This is a genomic window from Pseudomonas sp. RT4P38, assembly GCF_054897765.1.
Map to the genome: position 1 here is coordinate 2,687,925 of NZ_CM142703.1, position 20,282 is coordinate 2,708,206.

Genomic DNA, 20,282 nt, shown 5'->3' on the forward strand with positions numbered 1-20,282 from the left:
ATGAAAAAGATAATAGCGCTAGGGCTGATGTTGGCGGCATTACAAGGGTGCAGTTTGCGCGAGCCGATGGGGGCCGAGCAGGACACCGAATCACCGACCCTGACACCTCGGGCGTCGACCTATTACGACTTGCTGAACATGCCACGACCCAAGGGTCGGTTGATGGCGGTGGTGTATGGCTTCCGGGATCAGACCGGGCAGTACAAACCGACCCCGGCCAGTTCGTTTTCCACCAGCGTGACGCAGGGCGCGGCCAGCATGTTGATGGATGCGTTGCAGGCCAGTGGCTGGTTTGTGGTGCTGGAACGGGAAGGGCTGCAGAACCTGTTGACCGAACGCAAGATCATTCGCGCCTCGCAGAAGAAGCCGAACACGCCGGTGAATATCCAGGGCGAGTTGCCGCCGTTGCAGGCCGCCAATTTGATGCTGGAGGGCGGGATTATTGCCTATGACACCAACGTGCGCAGTGGCGGGGAAGGGGCGCGGTATCTGGGGATCGATATTTCTCGTGAGTATCGGGTGGATCAGGTGTCGGTGAACCTTCGTGCCGTCGATGTGCGCAGTGGGCAGGTGTTGGCCAATGTGATGACGAGTAAGACGATTTACTCTGTTGGGCGCAGTGCCGGGGTGTTCAAGTTTATCGAGTTCAAGAAGTTGCTGGAGGCTGAGGTCGGGTACACCACGAACGAGCCGGCGCAGTTGTGTGTGTTGTCGGCGATCGAGGCGGCCGTTGGGCATTTGCTGGCGCAGGGGATTGAGCGGAATTTGTGGCAGGTGGCGGGGGATAATTCTTCGCCTGACAACAATGCGACGCTTGACCGTTACCTGACTCAGAACAAGGTTGTGCCTGAGGGTGAGGAAGAGTGAACCGAGGCGGCCTTCGGGCCGACCTGGCTTTGATCTTTTGATCTTGGCGGCCTGATAGCCGACCAAGCTCTTACAGATGTACCCAGATCAAATGTGGGAGCCGAGCTTGCTCGCGATGGCGGCCTGACAGCCGACCAGTCTCTCCCAGATGTACCCAGTCCAACTGTGGGAGCGAGCTTGCTCGCGAAGGCGGCCTGATAGCCGACCTATTTCTTTCAGGTGTACATATCCATTTCTGCGGTAACGGCCGCTAATGGTTTCGCTCTTACAGCCAGCCCTTTCAAGGTCTTCGTTTAGAATCTCCCAAAACTCCAGTCAGGGCGACGAGACGATGTGGGCAGAAGTTTTAGCGCGGTTCGAGAAAAAAGCGCCGGCCAGTGTCATGGCCAAATTGGTTTTGGAGCAGGCCGTTGCGGCAGAGTGGGTTGATCAGGTGTTCGAAGAACATCGTCAGCGCCAGTACCCGCGCGAGCTTTTGTTTTCGACCATTATTGAGCTGATGTCCCTCGTTTCACTGGGTTTGCGACCCTCGCTACATGCCGCGGCGCGGCAGATGGAAGATCTTCCCGTCAGCTTGGCGGCGCTTTATGACAAGGTCAGCCGCACGGAGCCCGCGCTGCTGCGTGCGTTGGTAGTCGGCAGTGCGCAACGCCTGGCTCCGACGATTGAAGAATTGGGCTGCTCGGCCATTTTGCCTGGCTGGCAACTGCGGGTGGTTGACGGCAACCACCTGCCTTCCAGCGAAAAACGTCTGGGCGCGTTGCGCCGTGAACGAGGCGCCGCCCGGCCTGGTTTTTCGGTCGTGGTTTACGACCCTGATCTGGACCAGGTCGTCGATCTTCAGCCCTGTGAAGATGCTTATGCCAGTGAGCGCGTCGGCGTGCTGCCGTTGCTGGAAAACGCCAGTAGGGGCCAGTTGTGGATGGCTGATCGGCTCTATTGCACGCTCCCGGTCATGGAGGCCTGCGAAGACGCTGGCGCTTCTTTCATTATTCGTGAGCCGAGTAAGCATCCGCGCCTGCTTCAGGAAAGCGACTGGCAAGAACCTGTCGCGGTCGAGGCGGGAAGCGTGCGCGAGCAAACCATCGAAGTGAAAGGCGGACGTCAGTGGCGGCGTGTTGAACTGAACCTGCAAAAAGCTACCGAATCAGGCGACACCATGCTGTTGTTCTGGAGCAACTTGCCCGACACCATCACCGCTGAGCAAATCGCCGATTTGTATCGTCGTCGCTGGAGTATCGAAGGGATGTTCCAGCGCCTGGAATCGGTGCTGGACAGTGAAATCGAAAGCCTGGGCAACCCCAAGGCGGCTCTGCTGGGATTTGCCGCGGCCGTGTTGGCTTACAACGTTTTGTCAGTGCTTAAGCGCAGCGTTGAACAGGCTCATCGCCAGACGCAACCAGAGGGATGGGAGGCATCGATTTTCCATTTGGCAGTGCAAGTGCGCAGTGGTTATGAGGGCATGCAGATCGCGTTACCGTCGGATTATCTGTCACTTCAATCGACCTCAGAAACGCTGGCACAGCGCTTGTTGGCGCTGGCAAGGAATATCAAGCCCAAACAGGTTGCCAAAAGCATACGCGGCCCCAAAATCGCCAAGCCCAAGGAGTGGCTGGAGGGAAAGGCTGCGAATGCTCATGTGTCGACCGATCGAGTGCTCAAAGCCCATAAAGGGAAAACACCTTGAAAGGGCTGGCCCTTACAGCGACTCCCTTTGGCAAACGCCAAAAAGGAACCAAAAGGCTTCGCCCCGAGCGTCCGGCCCCTCGCTAAGGCTCGGCGTTCCTTCGTTCCGGCATTCATCTGGGGGCATCGCCTACGGTCTGCTTCGCGACGACCTCCTCTCGATGTGTTCGACTGCGTCGAACGGCGCTGCGCGCCTCCCCCCAGATGAACACCTCCACTCAGCCTCCCGATGGGGCGGGTGAATCAAGATCAAGAGCTGCAGGCGAGCTAACGCTCGGCCTGTTGAGTGGTGAGAAGCGAAAGGCGTACCCGATCCATGGTGGGAGCCAGCTTGCTCGTGATGGCGGCCTGACAGTCGACCTGTTTCTTACAGATGTACTCGGTTCAACTGTGGGAGCTGGCTTGAACTGGCCTAATGTTTTTGGACACTTCAATCGGGCGCTATGATGGCGCCCAAATCTGAGGTGTTTGGATATGCGTAAATCTTATTCGAGAGAGTTCAAGCTCAAGGCTGCGAGCATGGTACTGGACGAAGGACAGGCGATTCCCGAAGTCTGTGCCAGTTTGGATATCGGTCCTACGGCCCTGCGCCGCTGGGTCGACCAGGTTCGTAAAGAGCGCTTGGGCTCGACCCCGGCGGGTGCCAAAGCGATTACCGCTGATCAACGTGAGATCCAGCAGCTCAAAGCGTTGCTCAGGCAAAAAGACCTGGATATCGAAATCCTAAAAAAGGCCAGTGCTCTCCTGCTTTTGGACTCCAAAGATCATTCTCGCTGATCAATGAGCTGGACGAGCAGTACGGCGTTAACAATTGCTGTCGGGCGTTTGGAGTCAACCGCAGCAGCTTTTACGCCTGGCGTCAGCGCCAAGGCAAGGTGAAGCCTGAGCGGGAGAAACTTAAAGCCGTGCTGGTCGAGCATCACAAGGCATCCAGAGCCTCTGCCGGCTCGCGCACCTTGGCCAAGGAACTGCAAGCAAAGGGGCATCGTGTCGGGCGGCATATGGCTCGCAGCTTGATGCGCGAAGCCGGCGTCGCCAGTCGTCAGCGCCGGCGGCACAAGTACAAATCTTCCGGCGTGGAAGCGCTGGTGGCGCCGCACGTGCTCAAGCGCAAGTTTGATGTTACGGCGATCAACCAGGTGTGGTGTGGCGATGTGACGTACATCAAGGTCGGCAAGCGCTGGATGTATTTCGCTGCGGTGCTGGATCTGTTTGCTCGCCGGATCGTGGGCTGGTCGTTTTCAATGATTTCCGATGCCACGCTGACCTGCGAAGCGTTGCGAATGGCGGTGCAATTGCGAGGTCGTCCAAAAGAGGTGCTGTTTCATTCCGATCAAGGCTGCCAATACACCAGCCACAAATTCAGGAATGAAATGCGCAAGCATGGACTCCTGCAAAGCATGAGTCGCAAAGGTGAGTGCTGGGACAACGCCCCGATGGAGCGTTTCTTTGGGAGCCTGAAATCAGAGTGGGTGCCAGAAGATGGCTACAGCTCGGAGCATGAAGCCCGCGTGGATGTGCAGCGTTATGTGATGCGTTACAACAACGTCAGGCTCCATAGCTACAACGGCTACCGGTCGCCGGTAGCTATGGAAAAGCTGGCGGCGTGAAAACCTTAACTGGTGTCCAGAATTACTTGACCAGTTCAGCTTGCCTGCGATGGCGGCCTGATAGCCGACCTATCTCACACAGGGTATACGCCCAGTAACCCAGTGGCCTTCCCCAGCGGCCAACGCGCTACCAAACCGAAGAATGAACAGGCAGTAAATCTCAGGGACTCGTATTGGGTCGTAGAATTAGCTGCTGGTTCTTCATTTGAGTAGGCCGGTGTATTTCCCATATAACCAAAGAACCACCACCGCCCCTGTAACGAAATAGGCAATATGAAATGGATACGCTGCCCAGCGCTTGAGCCTTTTAGGCAACCGTTTCACTTCTTCAACTGATAAGGGTTCCTGGCGCTGAATTTTTTTAGACGAGATTAAAGCGCTGATTGCGGCCAGACGAAAAATTCTTCCATGATGCCCCGTGCCCCATGTGAGGCGGTTGACGCATATGGAATCCAGTTGCTTGAAATGCTTTTCCAGCGCTTCGAGTTTTGTGTGAGTAGCATAAAAAATGATAGCTACGTCGAAAAGGCTCAGCAGGATCAGCGCTCCCCAGACCCAGGCGAGTGTTGTTCTACTGAGTTCCATTATTCAGAATGCTCATAGAGTTCTTGCCCAATCAGTTCGCTGCCGTCGGTCATCAGCGTTCCGGTTCCGGTGGCGCCTACCGCGCCGGCAACGAGTACACAAACGAGTTTTCCGAGTCCTTTTACTTTTGCACACACAGCGGTGCCTATTTTCGAGCCTGCTGCACCCCCGGCGACAGCTCCGGCTGTACCGCCCACCATTTTTGCGCCCTCAACAAATTTCATTTGCTTGCATTCATCCTCGCGACCAGTAGTGCATACCTCATGAATTTTTAAACTGGATGCGCCTAACTGCAGACCAATCCCGACATAACCACCGGCTTTCATATATTTTGCCGCTCGTGAGACACCCTCAATGTTCGTTGCGTACCCCCCCCGGTGTCAGGATAGTTGTCGCCTCTCCGAATTTTCCTGAAAAAGCATATCGGGGGCGGAAAGAGACTGGTCGTGCCGTACTATTCACCTGAACGCAAAGCCGCATTACTCAAGATGCTGCTTCCCCCGCTGAACCTGACGATGGCCGAGGTTTCCCGGCGTGAAGGGGTTAGCGAAATGTCTTTGTCCAACTGGCGCAAGAAGGTCAGTTCTGAAGGAAGCGCAGTGCCTGAAGACAAGCCACTCCCCGAGAACTGGTCTGCTGAAGCCCGGTTCGCTGTCGTCCTTGAAACCGCCGGTCTGTCGCAGCTCGAACTGGGTGAGTACTGCCGACGAAAAGGTCTGTACCCCGAACACGTCAGCGCCTGGCGCCAAGCCTGTATCACGGGGCAGCAGAGTGTTCAGAACCAACAAAAGGTCGACCGCGAACAATCTCGCAAGGACAAGAAACGTATTCAGCAACTTGAGCGCGAACTGCTGCGTAAAGACAAGGCGCTGGCCGAAACCGCCGCGTTGTTGGTGCTGCGAAAAAAGCTCAACGATTACTGGGGGATCGACAACGAGGACACCTGACCTCTTTGCCGGAACGGCAGTTGTTGGTGGCTTGGTTGATCGAAGCCATCGAGGCCGGTGCTCGAAAAATCAGAGCGTGCCAAGAGGTGGGGCTGTCGCTCAGAACCTTGCAGCGATGGACGCAGAGTGAGGATCTTCAAGCCGATGCCCGCACAACCACCGTGCGGCCCACGCCGCGTAATGCGTTGAGCGAGCTCGAACGACAAGCGATCGTGACGCTGTGTAACAGCCCTGCGTATGCCCATTTGCCGCCGAGTCAGATCGTACCGAGGCTGGCTGACGAGGGGCGTTATCTGGCGTCGGAAGCGACGTTTTATCGCATCCTGCGTGCAGCCGGTCAGCAACATCATCGGGGCCGTAGCCAGCGACCCAGACGGCATGCGGCACCGACGACGCATGTCGCCAAAGCGCCCAATCAGGTGTGGTCGTGGGACATCACGTATTTGCCGTCGCCGATACGCGGCAAGTACTACTACCTGTATTTGATCGAAGATATTTACAGCCGCAAGGCCGTAGGCTGGGAAGTTTACGAAGAAGAAAGCGGCGAAAAAGCCGCTGCGCTGCTGCAACGCAGCGTGATCGGCGAGCAGTGTTTACACGAGCCGCTGGTGCTGCACTCGGACAATGGTGCGCCGATGAAATCGCTGACGCTGTTGAGCAAGATGTACGACCTGGGTATCACGCCGTCCCGTGGCCGACCGCGAGTGAGCAACGACAATCCGTACTCGGAGTCGCTGTTTAGAACGCTGAAATATTGCCCGCAATGGCCGCAGGAGGGTTTTGCCAGCTTGGACGCCGCACGCGCGTGGGTGAGAGATTTTATGCGTTGGTACAACAACGAGCACCGGCATAGCCGGATCCGCTTCGTGACACCGACGGAGCGGCATCGAGGGCTGGACCAGCAGATCCTGGCGCGGCGGCATGAACTGTACCAGCGAGCGCGCAAGAAAAGCCCGGAACGTTGGTCAGGCCAGACGCGGAACTGGGAGCCGATAGGAGCGGTGATGCTGAATCCGGATCGGGAGCAGCAGGACGAGAAAAGAGCGGCATAGTTGAACGGTTGACGCGACAACTACCTTGAAAAACGCCGACCCAGGCAACTGTGTTGGTGCCCCAGCCTTGTCCCAACGATGAATCGTTCTGCGAGTTGATAACCCCAAGGCTCGCTTGAGTTTCGGGTGATCCGCAATGCCGGTACCTTTGCGTACGAGTGACCCAAAGCTGGCATCAAGCTTCGCCATAAGTCGTTTGCGCTTGGAAAAAAACTCTGGCGAATGCAGATTGCGATACTGGCGATATTGTTGCTGATGCAGCTCCTCCAGTTCTTTGAGGGCATTTTTCAAGCCCTCCAGATGCTGCCCAATCATGAACGACGCCACACCCAACGATCCCGCCGACACTTCCAGAAACGGCTCTATAACCTCATGGTGCTCAACCATAAACGACGCCTCTTCATCACTCAGATCCTTGAGCGCCTCGTTGACCTTTTCGGCAGCGATCATCATCTGCGCCTCTTCACGCCGGCACATGTAATGCCGTGAGTCGCTCAAAATCACCATTTGCCCCGGTTTCACGTGTTCACCCAGATGGCGATTGATCGAACGAAATTCGCGACGTAGTGCATCACTTGGCGAACTCTCGTACAGCGAGCGTTCCAGCGACTCAAGACTCATGGGTTTTTCAACAATATAAAATCCCGATTCCGCCGGTTTGGGTTGTGTGAAGGCATGGTCTTCGACCAGATGTTGAGCCGGTGGTGGCTCGGGTTTGTTCTTGAAGCCGTTCCATGAAGCGCCACCGTTATCTGGATCGGCGCGAGGTGTGACCATGACCCAATCACCGTTGCTCACGGCGTTGATCAGTTTTTGCTGGTGGGCGGCCTGCATGTAGTTGGAGTGGTTGGCGCCCACGGCATTCAGCAGGTCGTCGAAGCCTTGCAAGTCGTACGGGTAGTTCAGGGCCTGACGAAGAGCATCGGCAGCTTGATGGCTGTCGAGTACTTGGCCGCTCTGGCCGGCGAGTTGGTGTTGGGGGATGAGTTTGGTCACGCTTGTCGCCCAGTCCTTGGAAACGGGGCACTTTGGCGATCAGGCTCTGGGATGGATGCCGGGGGATTCTGTTTGGCTTGTAGGGGAAGTCCGAATTTTTCTCGGTGTTTGGGGGAGGGTGGTTTGTCAGCGGGTTACTGGCTGAATGACAGGGCCAATCGCGGGCAAGCCACGCTCCCACAGTTGATCCGCGTCGTGTACAAAACACGCGAGACGGCCTGACAGCCGAGCAGTTGTTCCCGGACGTACTCAATCCCCTGTGGGAGCGAGCTTGCTCGCGATGACAATGGGTCAGCTGACATCAATGTTGAATGACACACCGCAATCGCGAGCAGGCTCGCTCCCACAGGGAATGTGTGCTGATTCGAGGGGCGTGTTTAATGGCGTTTAGCGTTACTTCCTGAAAGCTACAGATCCTTGCGCCGTTGCCTACGACTGCGCCAGAATCCGCCGGCTTGTGCGCTTTGTACCTGGTCTTTATCGTTTCCGGGCCGCTGAATTCAGCGGCCGGGTTTAGCGACCCGGACTATTCAAAGTGCATCAGTGCTCCAGACTTCCTTGCAGACTTTTGACGTCTGCAATTACGTTATGGTGGCTGTATGCGGGAGATCTTCGGGTCTACCGGGTGCCTTTGACCGGTTCGCTAACCTGCATACAGTCGCCCCCCTTACTTGTTTAGCGACAGGTTCTGGTGGCGCTATTTTCCAAAGGAGCTTCACCATGTTCAAACCCACACCCAATCCCCCCGAATCAGAAACCGAAAGCACTACCGCCAACCTCCACCTCAACCCCGCCATTCTCAAAAACACCGCCCCGCACAATCCCAGCAGAATGTTCGCTATCGTCGCGGACATGGACACCGAAAGCCTGTTGGCCCACGCCTGTGAATCGCTGGCTTCGGCGAGTGTCATGGCCAGTGATTTTGCGGTGTTTGTGGAGGGGCCACAGCGCAGCATGTTGTTGGGCATACAGCAGGTCATCATGCTGGCCGACCTGGCGGTGAATCGGGCGCTGGATAACATCGATCCGCAGGGCTAACCGCTGAACCATTGTGGCGAGGGAGCTTGACCGTGTCATCGTTCTTCGCGGGCAAGCCATGCTCCTACAGGGATCGTGTTCACAAGCCCAAAAAAACCGCGCCCCCCACCCAGGGTCGCGGTTTTTTTACGCCTTGTGATTATTGCTGCAGCACAGTCGCCTTGTTGTCAGCACCTAACTGCTGCACCGTCGCAGTCTGGGTCATGCCACTCTGAGTGACGCTGGCAATGTTGCCGGTGCCGCCCTGAGTGACGTAGGCCACGTTCATGCTGCCGGACTGGTCGAAGTTGGTGGTGTTGCCGATGCCGGTGCTGCTGCCCTGGGCCAGGTTGGTGGTGCCGCGCTGGTCGGCGATGAGGATGTTGTCGCTGCCATTCTGGTCGAAGTACAGCTCGTTGTAGTTTTCAGCCTGTTTGACGGTGGTTTTGTTGCCGGTACCGGTCTGGCTGGTGGTCATGAGGTGGCCGATGCCGCTCTGGGTGAAGTTGGCGGTGTTGTTGGTGCCGTTCTGGTTGACGGTTGCACGTTGGTTGCTGCCGAACTGGCCACCCTTTTCCGGGCCTTTCCAGTCGCTGGCGTAGACCTTGTTATCGCTACCCACGGAGGTGGCATTCAGCACATGGCTGTCGCCGTTCTGGTAGGTGAAGTGCACGTTGCCGGTGCCTTGCTGGTACAGCGCCAGGGTCGAGCCGACGGACTCGAACTGGTCGGCATAAATCGCGTTGAGGTCGCCGACTTGCAGCACCTGGGCGACGTTGTTTTCGCCGAAGCTTTGGTCGACCACGGTCTCGTTGGTTTGCCCGTACTGGTTGACGGTGGCCTCGCTGGCGGTTTGCCCGCCTTGCCAGACTTCGGCGCCGTTGAAGTCGCCGAACTGGTTGATGGACACGGTGCCGCCGTTGCCATCGCGCTGGTCGCCATAGGCGTAGTTTCCTTCGCCCGCCTGGTTGAGATTGATCTGGCCACCCATGTGGGCGATCTGTTCGGCGGTGGCGTAGTTGGCGGTGCCGTACTGGATGATCACTGCGTTGTTGGCTGTGCCCAGTTGGATCTGTTCGATATTGGCCTCGTTGCTGTCACCAAACTGGAAGGTTTGAGCTTGGGTGCCTTCCTGAGTGTCCTGATAAATGAACGAGAAGTTGCCGGTGCCTTGCTGTTGTTGCAGCGCTTCGTTGCCGCCCACGCCTATCGACTGGCTGGCGTGGCTGGTGTTGGAGCTGCCTACCTGTTGCTGGGTGATGGTGCTGCCGTTCTCGAACAGTTGCTCGGCGTAACCGGCGTTGTAGTCGCCGACTTGATCCTGGGTGATGGTGTCGGTGGCGTTGTCTTGCACCGCCGCGGCATCGTTGCCTTGGCCGAGTTGCTGCTGGGTGGCGGTACTGAACGGAGCCGCGGTCTGTTTCACATCAGCGACGTTGGCGGTACCGAGCTGGTCCTGGGTGGAAACGCTGTCGTCGGCCATCGCCTGGGCACTGACAATGACCAGGATGGCGGCGGTGAGGGGCGTCAGTTTGAACATGATGAAACCTCCAAATGGTGCAGTGCTTTAGCGGTATTGTTTGACCGAAACGCTCATGCCGTTTCCGGATTGGGTCACGGCGCTTGAAAGCCCAGTACCGGCCTGGTCGATGCTGGCGTCGTTGTTGTTGCCGTTCTGGGAAATCTGCGCGCGGTTGTGGCTGCCGGTCTGAGTGATCGAGGCGGCGTTGCCAGAACCTTGCTGAGTGATCATTGCCATCAGATCGCTGCCTTGTTGCAGGATGTAGGCTTCCTGATTACTGCCCGACTGGACGATGCGACCGAGCAGCGACTGGCCGTTCTGTTGCAGCAGCGCAACGTTGGCCTGGCCGTTCTGATCGATCAGTGCTTGCTGGCCAATCGGTGGTGGTAACTCACCGAGGTCGGCGCTGGGGGCCAGGTCGTCGTTCTCCATCAGATCGTCGGCGCGCACGCCCGCACTGCTGCAGAGCAGAAGCAGGCAGAGCAGGGCGGCGGTCGGCGTTTTCATGGCGGCGTCCTTTAGGAAGAGGCCGGCCCCACCCACCGAATCGGCGGGTGGGGCAGGGGCTCAGTTGGAGATCACCGACACCGTGCGCACGGTGCCCTGGGACGAGCGGATGGTCGCCGTCGGATTAGCCGACGGAATCACCGTGGTGCTGTTGCTCACCGTCAACCGCCAGCGCCCGGTCACCGGCACCGTGGTGGTGCCCAGGGTTACCAGCCCGGTCGGGGTGGTGACCTGCACGGTGATGGTGTTGCCGGTGGTCACCGATGAGGTGCCCGCAAAGTCCCAGGTGAAGCGGTTGTTGGAGCGGGCCGACACCGTTGCCGTGGTCACCGCAAAGGTTTCCGCAGCAGGTCTTGGCGAGACTTGCACCGTGACCGTGGCCGGTGACGTCGACAGGGCGCCGAAGCTGTCCCGGGCGATGTAGGTGAAGGTCGTGGTGAAGGCCGTCGTGACCGTGGCCGGTGGGGTGTAGGTGATCACCGTGCCGTTGCTGCTGACGGTGCCGCGACCTGCCGGTGGTTGGGTGAAACTGGCGACCGCTAGAGGCACGTTGCCTTCCGGATCGGTGTCGTTGGCCAACACGTTGATCGGAACCGCCACCCCCAGGGTTGCGATGCTGTCGGCGACCGCCGCCGGAGACTGGTTAGGCGCAACGGTAATGGTCACGGTCGCCGCAGCGGTCGAGGCCAGGCCTTTGACGTCTTGAGCCTTGTAGGTGAAGGTCGTGGTCAGCGGTGCATTGACCACGGCGGGTGGGGTATAGACCACCGATGCCGCTCCGTTCAATGCCACCGTGCCTTGGCCGGCGGCCGGTTGGGTCAGCGCCGTGATGCTCAGTGGCGTGTTGCCGTCCGGGTCGCTGTCGTTGGCCAGCAGGTTGAGGGTGATTGGCACGCCGAAGCTGGTGCTGCCGGTATCGGCAACGGTCAGCGGCGCCTGGTTCTCGCCGGTATCCGGTGCGGTACCGACGACCACGACGGGCTCGGTATCGCTGCCGCCTGCCGCGGATTTGACCGTGACGCTGGCCGGTGGCTGAGTCAGGTCGGCGATGGTCAGGCGTTGCAAGGTGCCGGATTTCGACAGACGTCCGTAACCCTGCGCGACCATGTCTGGCACGGCCACTTCGTCAGTGGAAGTCGCCTCGATCAGCAGGCTGTGATCGCTCCAGTTGTAGCGGGCGGTCTGGATTTTCACCACGTCAGTGAGCTTGCTCGATACCGCCGTTGGCCGGGTTGTACCCGTCGGGTTGGTGGCGGTGACCACTACGACCGGAGGCACGTTGCCGGTGAACAGACGTTGGCCGAAGAACAATCCATTGTTGTCGCCGGTCATGTTGATCAGACACGGCGAAAGCGGTGGGCCGGGTACCAGGGCAACGCTTTCGCGGAAGCACAGGCTCGAACTGTTGTCCGATTTGCCAAAGACTTCGACCCGAGCGCTGTTGCCGGTGCGCCGGTAGGTGGCACGGTCAATCTCCACCGGTGTTTGCGCGCGGTTATCGAGGACTTTGCCGGACACAGTAAACAGGTTGGTCTGGAGGGTCCCGGCCGGTCCCTGTATACGGACGAAGTTGGTGTCGTTGGGGCTGCCGGTGACCTGCTCGGTGAGGTTCGGATCGCCGACGAAGGTTTCGACGGCCCCGGTATCCGGGTTCACCTCGGTGTAGGGTCCATTGACGCTACGCAGGAACGGACCGACGTTGCCATTCAGCACACCGCTGAAATTACCTGGCGCACCGATGCCGATGTCCCGGGTCATGTTGATGGCGCGCTGGCCAGTGGTGGTGACGTTAACCGTTTCCACCCCGTACGGGTGGGTGATGGTATAGACCCCGGGCGTCGGCACCGATACGCGCAGGCGGATCCGCGCGAAGGATACCTGATCACCATCTACGGGGATTTCGGAGCTGAATGCCGCCTCGACAGCGGCCACATACACTTCCAGTTCATACCCGCTGTTGCCGACTTGCGGGATCGCGGTTTCCGCCGCGAACCAGAATGCTTCTCCAGGCCAGTTGTCGGGGAAGATCATCGGTTGGGCGTCGTCGTAGACGCCCGGTTCCGCCGCGAGTATGCACATGTAGGACGGTGGCACGGTGGCCGGCACCCGCGAGCTTGCGGCCCGGGACTGGCACAGTTCCATCGAGAGTTGATTGTTGTCCTGATACCACATGGGGAATTTCCCCGTGGCAAAGGTGTAAGGACCGGGGTCGACGACAGCGAGTTGCGCGAATGCGCTGCCGGACAGCGATAGAGTCAGTCCCAGGGCGTTGAGCGCCAGGCGTGGCCAGTTGTTCATGATGCCTCCTGATGAGGATCTGGGCATGTGAGCGTTCATTGCACGATGACCACTTCTTCGGTATCGCTGCCGCCATTGGATGACGTCACCCGAACCTTGGTCGGTGGAATCGGCGAGATGCCGGTGGCCAGGGTTTTCACCGCGCCGTCGCCACTGAGGGCGCCGATGGCGGCACCGGAGCCAGAGGTGGCGGTGAGCACCGGCGGCGACGTTTCATCGCTGGTCGAAGCCACGAGCGTCAGTTGCCCGGAGCTCAGGCTGTACTCGGCACGCTGGATCATCACCAGGTCGGTCAGGACCATGGACAAGGTCGTCGGTGTGCTGCTGGGGACGGCCAGGTGGTTGTCGGCAGTCACCTGCAAGGTGCTCGGCAAGGTCGGGTTGGCCGAGGATTGCGCGTACCAGTTGCCGGTGGTGTCGGCTTCGGTCAGGTGCAGTGCCGGACTGTTGCTGTCCAGCGTCACGATGGCCGGTGGTGGTGGGGCCATGACGAACACGTCTTGCTGGGCCACCGGCGCGCTTTCACCCGCCTTGCGCGAGTAAGTGCTGCGCTGGGTGATCATCGGTGTCGGCCGGACCAGGGTCGACAACTTGCCGGAGATGGCGAAGACGGTCGTACGCAGGTCCAGGCCATTGGGCCCTTCGATGCGGATGAAGTTGGTGTTGAACGGACTGCCGGTGACGGCTTCCGGGAGGTTCGGGTCGCCGATGAACTGTTCGGCCGCGCCGGTCACCGGATTGGTTTCGGTGTAGGGTCCGTTGACGCTGCGCAGGAACGGCCCGACGTCGCCCTTAAGGGCACCGTCGTAGGTTTTCGGCACGCCGATGCCAATGTCCCGGGTCATGTTGATCGCCCGCCGCCCGGGGGTATCGACGTTGAAGACATCGACGCCGTAGGGGTGGGTGATGACGTAGGTGCCGGCGGTGGGCACGTCGACGCGAATGCGCACGCGGGCGAAGCTGACTTGGTCACCTTCAATCGGTTCTTCGGCAGCGAAGGCGGCTTCGATAGCGCTGACATACCCCAGGTCGATCCCCCTGGCGGCATCGACGATCGCGCCATCGGCGGTGAACCAGAATGCTTCGTCGGGGAAGTTGGTCGGGAAGACGATCGGTTGCGCGTCGTCGAATACCCCGGGTGTCGGCAGCAGCGTGCACATGTACGAAGGAGCGCCCGGCGCACCGGGGACCCGTGAGCTGACGGCCTTGGACAGGCAAAGATCGAGGGTTCGACCGTGAGTGTCCTGATACCAGGCGGCGAACGAGCCGTTGGCGGGTACATAGGGGCCGGGGTCGACGGCATAAAGCGCCGCTTGAGCGACGCCTTGGGCCAGTGCGCTAACGACCAGGGCGGCCGCGGTTTTGGACAGTAAAGGGTGCATGAGTTAAGCCCTCTATCAAAATGCCTGCCCAGGGAGACGGGTCAGTTGAGAGGTCGTTCGGCAACTTCCATACCAACCGGCTAAAACGGCCGGCAGAGGCCCGAGCCATGGGCGTGTCATGCACAAACAGCGTCAGACCGCGAGTTTTGGGAGCGGGCCACTGTCCCCAGCATTGGGGGTAGATGGGGATAAGGAAGAAGTGGGGGGACAAGACCCAACGTCGGGCAAACGGCCATGAGTGCGCTATAACCCTATAGGGGAATCGTCGGGAACACGTCCATGGACATGCCAACTAGAACACTCCAGTACGAGGAGGGTGATGTTCGCCTGAGCGCGCGCAAGCCACCGTTCAATTTACTGCGCTGGTTTTCGGTCATCAGCCTGGCGGTGATTGGCACAGTGGCGGTGGCGTTGGGATCGGTGTCCACGCGGTTTGTGATTACCGAAAGCGTGCAGCGTGATGCGTTGTTGACGTCCCAGTTCATTCAGGCGATTGCCTCGGCCGAGGTGCGTCATGTGTCGATTCCTAACGTGCGGACCATGGGTGAACTGCTCGATCCGCGCAAAGACAAGGACTTTCCCGACGTCGACCCGCTGGCCCGAGCCGATGCCCGGGGCGAATTCCTCGACCATATCCAGCACTTGCCGGACGTGATCCTGGCGAACATCTACGCCCCCGACCGCATGGTGATCTGGTCGACCAACCCGGCGTTAATGGGCACCACGATCCATGCCGACGAAGACCTGCATGAAGCCTTTTCCTCCAAGACTCCTGTGTCGGCCAGTTATCACGATGTGGACGAGAGCCGCATGGAGCAGAAGTTCGTGACGCCCCCGGAATACATCTTTATCGAGAACTACATTCCGCTGTTCGATGCCGACGGCGACAAAGTCACGGCGATGGTCGAGATCTACAAGGAACCCAAGGACCTGATCAGCCGCATGGAGCGCGGTCTGGTCCTGATCTGGCTGGCCACTGCGCTGGGCGGCGGGCTGATTTATCTGGGGCTGTACTGGATCGTGCGCCGGGCGGCGATTTTGCTGGCGGCGCAACAAAAGCAACTGATCACCAACGAAACCTTTGTCGCCCTGGGCGAGATGTCGTCGGCGGTGGCCCACAGTTTGCGTAATCCGCTGGCGACCATCCGCTCCAGTGCCGAACTGGCGCTGGAGTTCGACAGCGGCCCGGCCCACAAGAACATCAACGACATCATCGGCCAGGTGGATCGCATGTCGAAGTGGGTGAGGGAGCTGCTGCAATCCTTGCGCCCGCTCAACGACGAGGCTGAGCCTGTGAATCTGGTGGCGGCGCTGCATGACAGTCTGATGGCTTTCGAGCACCAAATCGAAAAAGCCTCGGTCCACGTGGTGTTCGACCCGCAGCTGACGCCGATGGTCCTGAGCCAGCAGGTGCAGTTGACGCAGATCCTCAACAGTTTGCTGGCCAATGCACTGGAAGCCATGGACAAGGGCGGCGCGTTGACCATCACGCTGGAGCCGACCGATTCCCATGGCATCAGCGTGGTGGTGAGCGACACCGGCAAAGGCATGAACGAAGAACAGCGCAGCATGGCCTTCCGGCCGTTTTTCACCACCAAGCAAGGCGGGCTCGGTGTTGGGTTGGTACTGGTCAAGCGGATCATGGAACGGTTCGGCGGTACGGTGACCCTGGAAAGCCGTGAAGGCGAGGGCACGAGTGTCCGTCTGTCGTTCAATTTGGTCCCCTGAAAACGGGGGTGAACTTTCCCCGTTAGCGGGTGCCATTCCCCAGTCGTTTCCCCGGTCATGGCAAATTGATGTTGATAAGCCATTGTTTTATTAGTCTTAATGCTTTCGTAAAAAACCGTTACAAATCTGGCGAGTTCCTTGCACAAGCCCCATTACCCCTTCACGACTTCGAGGCGGCTGGTAATGGACAGAAAAGCGCGGTATCCCCTCAAATGGTTCGACCTGACGCGTGTAAGCGTCCTTCTGTCTATGACGCTGGGCACAGCGACTCTACATGCCAGCCCGATCGACGATGAGCGACAGCCCGAACCGTCCGACCCTTCAGCGTATTACGACGAACCGGCTGACAAAGCAGGCGCCTTGAACGCCATTTTGACCATGCCCCCGGCTAACCTGGATTCCTTCGACTTGCCGGGTGGCGTCAAAGGCAGCCGAAACACCCCGCGCCAGGAAAACATCCTGCCGCCAGCGCTGCAGACCAGTTTCAATTACCCTACTAACGGAAAACCCAGCCCACTGTACGGTGCGCTGCCGTTCACTCAGCAAATGGCGCTGTTCGAAGAATTCGGTCTGGAAAAACTCGACCCCACGACACCGGCGGCACTGTTGCCGTTTCCACCCGCCGCCATCGGCCCGCTGCCGCAACAAGATCCCACCAGCGTCGCACGCAGCGCTCCGCCGAGTGCGGCGCTCGACGCGTTCTTGCGTCAACCAGGCTTGACTCCGTTCCCCAGCCATTATTCCAACGTGGTCGACCGCAACCCTTGGCAGAAGCAGATTGAGTTTTTCCTCAACCGCCGTATCGGCTCGTCGGCGGAAGGCCGGCCGCCAGGGAAAGGCTGGTCGCACCAGCGCTGGAACGAGTTTTACCCGCAGGTGGCCTACAAGACCGTGCAAACCGGCGCACGGGTGAACACCGGCTTGCGTGACAGTCGGCAGATGCACCGCTATGCCTTGGGTGAGTTTGGCCCCAGTGGCCTCTATTACAATGTGGCGGGCGTGCCGGCGACCGCAGGCACCTCCAAAGGCGTTGAACCGCGTTTTCACCCCAAAATGCCGGTGCAGAAACACAACTCGGTATGGACCTTCGACGGCACCCTGCCGCCCAAATTGCTCATGGTTCGGTACGGACAACCGGTGTTGATGCGCCATTACAATGGCTTGCCGATCGACCCGTCGGCAAACATGGGGTTTGGCCTGCACACCATCTCCACCCACGAACACAACGGTCACGCACCCGCGGAAAGCGACGGTTTTGCCAACGCGTTTTTCTTCCCCGGGCAGTTTTACGACTATCGCTGGCCGATCCAGTTGGCCGGCTACGACAGTATCAACACCAAGGCTGAAGACCCGCGTGCAGCATTTCCGTGCGCGGCGGGCGAAACCCTGTGGACCAACGACCTCACCCCCAGCCGCAAGACCTGCGACAACGGCATGATCAAGGTCCGCGGCGACTGGCGCGAAACCATGAGCACCCACTGGTTCCACGACCACATGCTCGATTTCACCGCGCAGAACGTCTACAAGGGCAACGCGGCGATGATGAACTACTATAGCGCCCTCGACCGCGGCAATGAATCGGTGAATGACGGCGTCAACCTGCGCCTCCCCAGCGGCAGCGCCTTGCCCTGGGGTAACCGCGACTACGACGTCAACCTGATGTTTGCCGACAAGGCGTGGGACAAGAACGGTCAACTGTGGTTCAACCCCTTCAACACTGACGGCTTCCTCGGTGACCAGGTGCTGGTCAACTGGAAGTGGAAACCGACCCTGGACGTGCGCGCCCGCAGCTATCGCTTGCGCATGCTCAATGGCTCAGTGTCGCGCTACTTCAAAATGGCGCTGGTGCGCGAGATCAAGGGCACCAGCGGCGAGTTCCAAGGGCCTGCCGGGTCGGGCGTGTCGTATGCCCGGGTGCCGTTCCACATGATTGCCAACGACGGCAATATCATGGAACACAGCGTGCCGTTCGACGGCAGCATGGACCTGGATGCCGACGGTGATAAACAGAACCACAACGCGATCCTGCCAACCCTGGGCATCGCCGAGCGTTTCGACATCATCGTCAACTTCTCGAAAAACGGGGTCAAACCGGGCGACAAGCTGTTCTTCGTCAACCTGCTGGTGCACGAAGACGGCAAGAGCCCGGAAGAACCCGTCTCCCTGGCTGACGTGCTGTCCGAGAAATACCGGGCGATCCTCAAGCAAACCAGCAAGGGGCCGAAGTGGGAGAACGGTGATCCGGCGGTAGGCAAGGTGTTGCAACTCAACGTCAAGGCTTACACCGGTCAGGACCTGGCCATGGACCCGGCCGCTTATGAACCGGCCAAACCGGGCAAGGCTGAAGGCCTGGTGATGATCCCGCTGAAGATTCACCGCGACAATGCTGCCGACAAGGCGCTGCTGGCCAAAGCCCGCCACCGCACCTTTACCTTCGGCCGTTCCGATGGCACCGATGAAGCGCCCTGGACGATCAAGACCGACGGCGGTTTCGGGTTTCGCATGGACCCGCGCCGGCTGAGCGTCTCGACCAAACTGGCCAGCGGTCCGACCGACGCCGGCGTCACGGGTTTCGGCACGCTGGAAGTGTGGCACATCAAGGGCAGCGATACAGGCTGGAGCCACCCGGTGCATGTGCACTTCGAGGAGGGGATCATTCTCAGTCGCGGCGGCAAGGCACCACCGGAATGGGAAAAATGGGCACGCAAGGACGTGTACCGCATCGGCCCGGAAAAGGATGGCCTGGACAACGTCGAGATCGCGATTCACTTCCGCGAATTCGCCGGGACGTACATGGAGCACTGTCACAACACTCAGCATGAGGACAACTCGATGCTGCTGCGCTGGGACGTTGAGAAACCCGGGCAATTCCAGCTGATGCCGACACCGCTGCCAAGTTGGGATGGTGTGCGCTACGTGAACTCCGCCGCGCTGCCAACCTTCCGCACCGGCGACGGCCACGGCACCAAAGCAGAGGTCACACCATGATCCGCAGGGGAGCCGACATGACATCACGTACGCCGCGCTCCCGCGCCCTGGGCATGCACCTGATTTTGCTGCTGGTTACCTGTGTGCTGGCCGCTTGGGTGCTGCTCGCTCATGAAGGTGCACCGTCGCCGACGGAATCGGCGACACCCTGGGGTGGCGATTACTTCCCCAACACCTTGCTGACCGATCAGGACGGTCGGCAGGTGCGTTTTTTCGATGACCTGATCAAGGGCAAAGTGGTGGTGATCAACTTCATCTTCACCACGTGCAGCGACTCCTGTCCGCTGGAAACCGCGCGCCTGCGCCAGGTGCAACAGTTGCTGGGGGACCGGGTCGGCCAAGACATCTTTTTCTACTCGATCAGCATCGACCCGTTGAGCGATACACCGCAAGTACTCAAAGCCTATGCGCAGCGCTTCAAGGTCGGGCCAGGCTGGCAGTTCCTCACCGGGGAGTTCGAGGCCGTTACCGACCTGCGCAAAAAACTCGGGCTGTTCATCGAAGGCGTCGATAACGGCCGCAGCAAGGACCACAACCTGAGCCTGATCGTCGGCAACCAGACCACAGGCCGCTGGATGAAAGCTTCACCTTTCGAAAATCCGTGGATCCTGGCCGATCAGTTGGCCAACACGCTGCAGAACTGGAAGCAGCCCAGCGTTGAAGAAAACTACGCGAATGCGCCCGAGATTCGCCCACCCAGCAATGGCGAAGAACTGTTTCGCACCCGTTGCGCGTCGTGCCACAGCCTGGGTCCGATGGACGGGCAGGGCATCGGCATGCGCAGCATCGGCCCGGACCTGATCGGCGTCACTCGCCAGCGTGATCCGGCATGGCTGAGTCGCTGGATTCGCGAGCCGGACCGCATGCTGGCGGAAAAAGACCCGATCGCGATGGAACTGTTTGAACGTTTCGACAAAATCCCCATGCCCAACCTGCGACTGGATGAGAACGCAGCGCAGTCAATTATTGGATTTTTGCAAGAAGAAACCGATCGTCAGCAACCGCTACAGGCAGCGCAAGCGCAATAGCGGCGAAATACTATCATTGGCGCCGTCAGTCTCGACCAATGCCACCTACACTGATCCGAAACACGGCTG

The 20,282-nt window shown here is 59.3% G+C and carries 16 protein-coding genes; 9 read left to right on the forward strand and 7 right to left on the reverse strand.

Going from position 1 to position 20,282, the window contains the following annotated elements; all coding sequences use genetic code 11:
• The 4 genes from ACYZT7_RS12585 (at position 1) to ACYZT7_RS12600 (ending at position 4,163) form a co-directional block, all read left to right on the forward strand.
• Positions 1–867, forward strand: coding sequence for a CsgG/HfaB family protein (locus ACYZT7_RS12585; protein WP_449645931.1), 867 nt, complete (start codon positions 1–3; stop codon positions 865–867).
• 382 nt (positions 868–1,249) lie between these two features.
• Positions 1,250–2,554: an IS4 family transposase gene (locus ACYZT7_RS12590; RefSeq protein WP_462038785.1), complete on the forward strand. Its 1,305-nt coding sequence runs from the start codon at positions 1,250–1,252 to the stop codon at positions 2,552–2,554.
• A 473-nt stretch (positions 2,555–3,027) separates the two neighbouring features.
• Positions 3,028–3,330 (forward strand): transposase, encoded by a 303-nt coding sequence (locus ACYZT7_RS12595; RefSeq protein WP_462041256.1) that lies wholly within the window; start codon positions 3,028–3,030, stop codon positions 3,328–3,330.
• A gap of 8 nt (positions 3,331–3,338) precedes the next feature.
• On the forward strand, positions 3,339–4,163 hold the full coding sequence (locus ACYZT7_RS12600; protein ID WP_462041778.1) for an IS3 family transposase: 825 nt from the start codon (positions 3,339–3,341) through the stop codon (positions 4,161–4,163).
• A gap of 201 nt (positions 4,164–4,364) precedes the next feature.
• On the opposite strand, the gene ACYZT7_RS12605 is transcribed toward ACYZT7_RS12600, so the two are convergent.
• Positions 4,365–4,748: a hypothetical protein gene (locus tag ACYZT7_RS12605; RefSeq protein ID WP_462041257.1), complete on the reverse strand. Its 384-nt coding sequence runs from the start codon at positions 4,746–4,748 to the stop codon at positions 4,365–4,367.
• On the reverse strand, positions 4,748–5,074 hold the full coding sequence (locus tag ACYZT7_RS12610) for a hypothetical protein (protein ID WP_462041258.1): 327 nt from the start codon (positions 5,072–5,074) through the stop codon (positions 4,748–4,750). Before ACYZT7_RS12610 ends, ACYZT7_RS12605 begins: the two co-directional genes overlap by 1 nt.
• Positions 5,075–5,194: 120 nt before the next feature.
• Here ACYZT7_RS12610 and ACYZT7_RS12615 point away from each other — a divergent pair.
• A protein-coding gene (locus ACYZT7_RS12615) for an IS3 family transposase (protein WP_462038636.1) occupies positions 5,195–6,747 on the forward strand; the annotation gives its coding sequence in 2 pieces (ribosomal slippage) (positions 5,195–5,657 and positions 5,657–6,747; 1,554 coding nt in all).
• Here ACYZT7_RS12615 and ACYZT7_RS12620 read toward each other — a convergent pair.
• Positions 6,661–7,743, reverse strand: a complete 1,083-nt coding sequence (locus ACYZT7_RS12620; RefSeq protein ID WP_462041259.1) for a hypothetical protein — start codon at positions 7,741–7,743, stop codon at positions 6,661–6,663. The genes ACYZT7_RS12615 and ACYZT7_RS12620 overlap by 87 nt on opposite strands.
• Positions 7,744–8,463: 720 nt before the next feature.
• Between ACYZT7_RS12620 and ACYZT7_RS12625 the strand changes: the two genes are divergently transcribed.
• Entirely contained in the window at positions 8,464–8,781 is a 318-nt protein-coding gene (locus tag ACYZT7_RS12625) for a DUF6124 family protein (RefSeq protein ID WP_462041260.1), read from the forward strand.
• Positions 8,782–8,920: 139 nt separating this feature from the next.
• Here ACYZT7_RS12625 and ACYZT7_RS12630 read toward each other — a convergent pair whose 3' ends face one another.
• Genes ACYZT7_RS12630 through ACYZT7_RS12645 form a run of 4 tightly spaced genes read right to left on the reverse strand, consistent with a single transcriptional unit; the run spans position 8,921 to position 14,469 of the window.
• Positions 8,921–10,300 carry a curlin gene (locus ACYZT7_RS12630; protein WP_462041261.1) on the reverse strand — a complete coding sequence of 460 codons (1,380 nt, stop codon included), beginning with the start codon at positions 10,298–10,300 and terminating at the stop codon, positions 8,921–8,923.
• A 27-nt stretch (positions 10,301–10,327) separates the two neighbouring features.
• Positions 10,328–10,789 carry a curlin gene (locus ACYZT7_RS12635; RefSeq protein WP_462041262.1) on the reverse strand — a complete coding sequence of 154 codons (462 nt, stop codon included), beginning with the start codon at positions 10,787–10,789 and terminating at the stop codon, positions 10,328–10,330.
• Positions 10,790–10,849: 60 nt separating this feature from the next.
• Positions 10,850–13,087 carry an Ig-like domain-containing protein gene (locus ACYZT7_RS12640; RefSeq protein WP_462041263.1) on the reverse strand — a complete coding sequence of 746 codons (2,238 nt, stop codon included), beginning with the start codon at positions 13,085–13,087 and terminating at the stop codon, positions 10,850–10,852.
• Between the two features lie 35 nt (positions 13,088–13,122).
• Entirely contained in the window at positions 13,123–14,469 is a 1,347-nt protein-coding gene (locus ACYZT7_RS12645) for a hypothetical protein (RefSeq protein WP_462041264.1), read from the reverse strand.
• A 279-nt stretch (positions 14,470–14,748) separates the two neighbouring features.
• Here ACYZT7_RS12645 and ACYZT7_RS12650 point away from each other — a divergent pair, with 279 nt between their 5' ends.
• From ACYZT7_RS12650 to ACYZT7_RS12660, 3 genes are all read left to right on the forward strand, one after another.
• Entirely contained in the window at positions 14,749–16,197 is a 1,449-nt protein-coding gene (locus ACYZT7_RS12650; protein WP_462041265.1) for a sensor histidine kinase, read from the forward strand.
• A gap of 183 nt (positions 16,198–16,380) precedes the next feature.
• Positions 16,381–19,185, forward strand: a complete 2,805-nt coding sequence (locus ACYZT7_RS12655; RefSeq protein ID WP_462041266.1) for a multicopper oxidase domain-containing protein — start codon at positions 16,381–16,383, stop codon at positions 19,183–19,185.
• A gap of 17 nt (positions 19,186–19,202) precedes the next feature.
• Positions 19,203–20,213 (forward strand): SCO family protein, encoded by a 1,011-nt coding sequence (locus tag ACYZT7_RS12660; protein ID WP_462041267.1) that lies wholly within the window; start codon positions 19,203–19,205, stop codon positions 20,211–20,213.
• Positions 20,214–20,282 lie beyond the last annotated feature (69 nt).

What these genes read in the sequence shown, in the direction of transcription:
- ACYZT7_RS12585 (WP_449645931.1), top strand. Translation starts at nt 1, where the DNA reads ATGAAAAAGATAATAGCGCTAGGGCTGATGTTGGCGGCATTACAAGGG.
- ACYZT7_RS12590 (WP_462038785.1), top strand. Translation starts at nt 1,250, where the DNA reads ATGGCCAAATTGGTTTTGGAGCAGGCCGTTGCGGCAGAGTGGGTTGAT.
- ACYZT7_RS12595 (WP_462041256.1), top strand. Translation starts at nt 3,028, where the DNA reads ATGCGTAAATCTTATTCGAGAGAGTTCAAGCTCAAGGCTGCGAGCATG.
- ACYZT7_RS12605 (WP_462041257.1), bottom strand. Translation starts at nt 4,748, where the DNA reads ATGGAACTCAGTAGAACAACACTCGCCTGGGTCTGGGGAGCGCTGATC.
- ACYZT7_RS12610 (WP_462041258.1), bottom strand. Translation starts at nt 5,074, where the DNA reads ATGAAAGCCGGTGGTTATGTCGGGATTGGTCTGCAGTTAGGCGCATCC.
- ACYZT7_RS12625 (WP_462041260.1), top strand. Translation starts at nt 8,464, where the DNA reads ATGTTCAAACCCACACCCAATCCCCCCGAATCAGAAACCGAAAGCACT.
- ACYZT7_RS12630 (WP_462041261.1), bottom strand. Translation starts at nt 10,300, where the DNA reads ATGTTCAAACTGACGCCCCTCACCGCCGCCATCCTGGTCATTGTCAGT.
- ACYZT7_RS12635 (WP_462041262.1), bottom strand. Translation starts at nt 10,789, where the DNA reads ATGAAAACGCCGACCGCCGCCCTGCTCTGCCTGCTTCTGCTCTGCAGC.
- ACYZT7_RS12640 (WP_462041263.1), bottom strand. Translation starts at nt 13,087, where the DNA reads ATGAACAACTGGCCACGCCTGGCGCTCAACGCCCTGGGACTGACTCTA.
- ACYZT7_RS12645 (WP_462041264.1), bottom strand. Translation starts at nt 14,469, where the DNA reads ATGCACCCTTTACTGTCCAAAACCGCGGCCGCCCTGGTCGTTAGCGCA.
- ACYZT7_RS12650 (WP_462041265.1), top strand. Translation starts at nt 14,749, where the DNA reads ATGGACATGCCAACTAGAACACTCCAGTACGAGGAGGGTGATGTTCGC.
- ACYZT7_RS12655 (WP_462041266.1), top strand. Translation starts at nt 16,381, where the DNA reads ATGGACAGAAAAGCGCGGTATCCCCTCAAATGGTTCGACCTGACGCGT.
- ACYZT7_RS12660 (WP_462041267.1), top strand. Translation starts at nt 19,203, where the DNA reads ATGACATCACGTACGCCGCGCTCCCGCGCCCTGGGCATGCACCTGATT.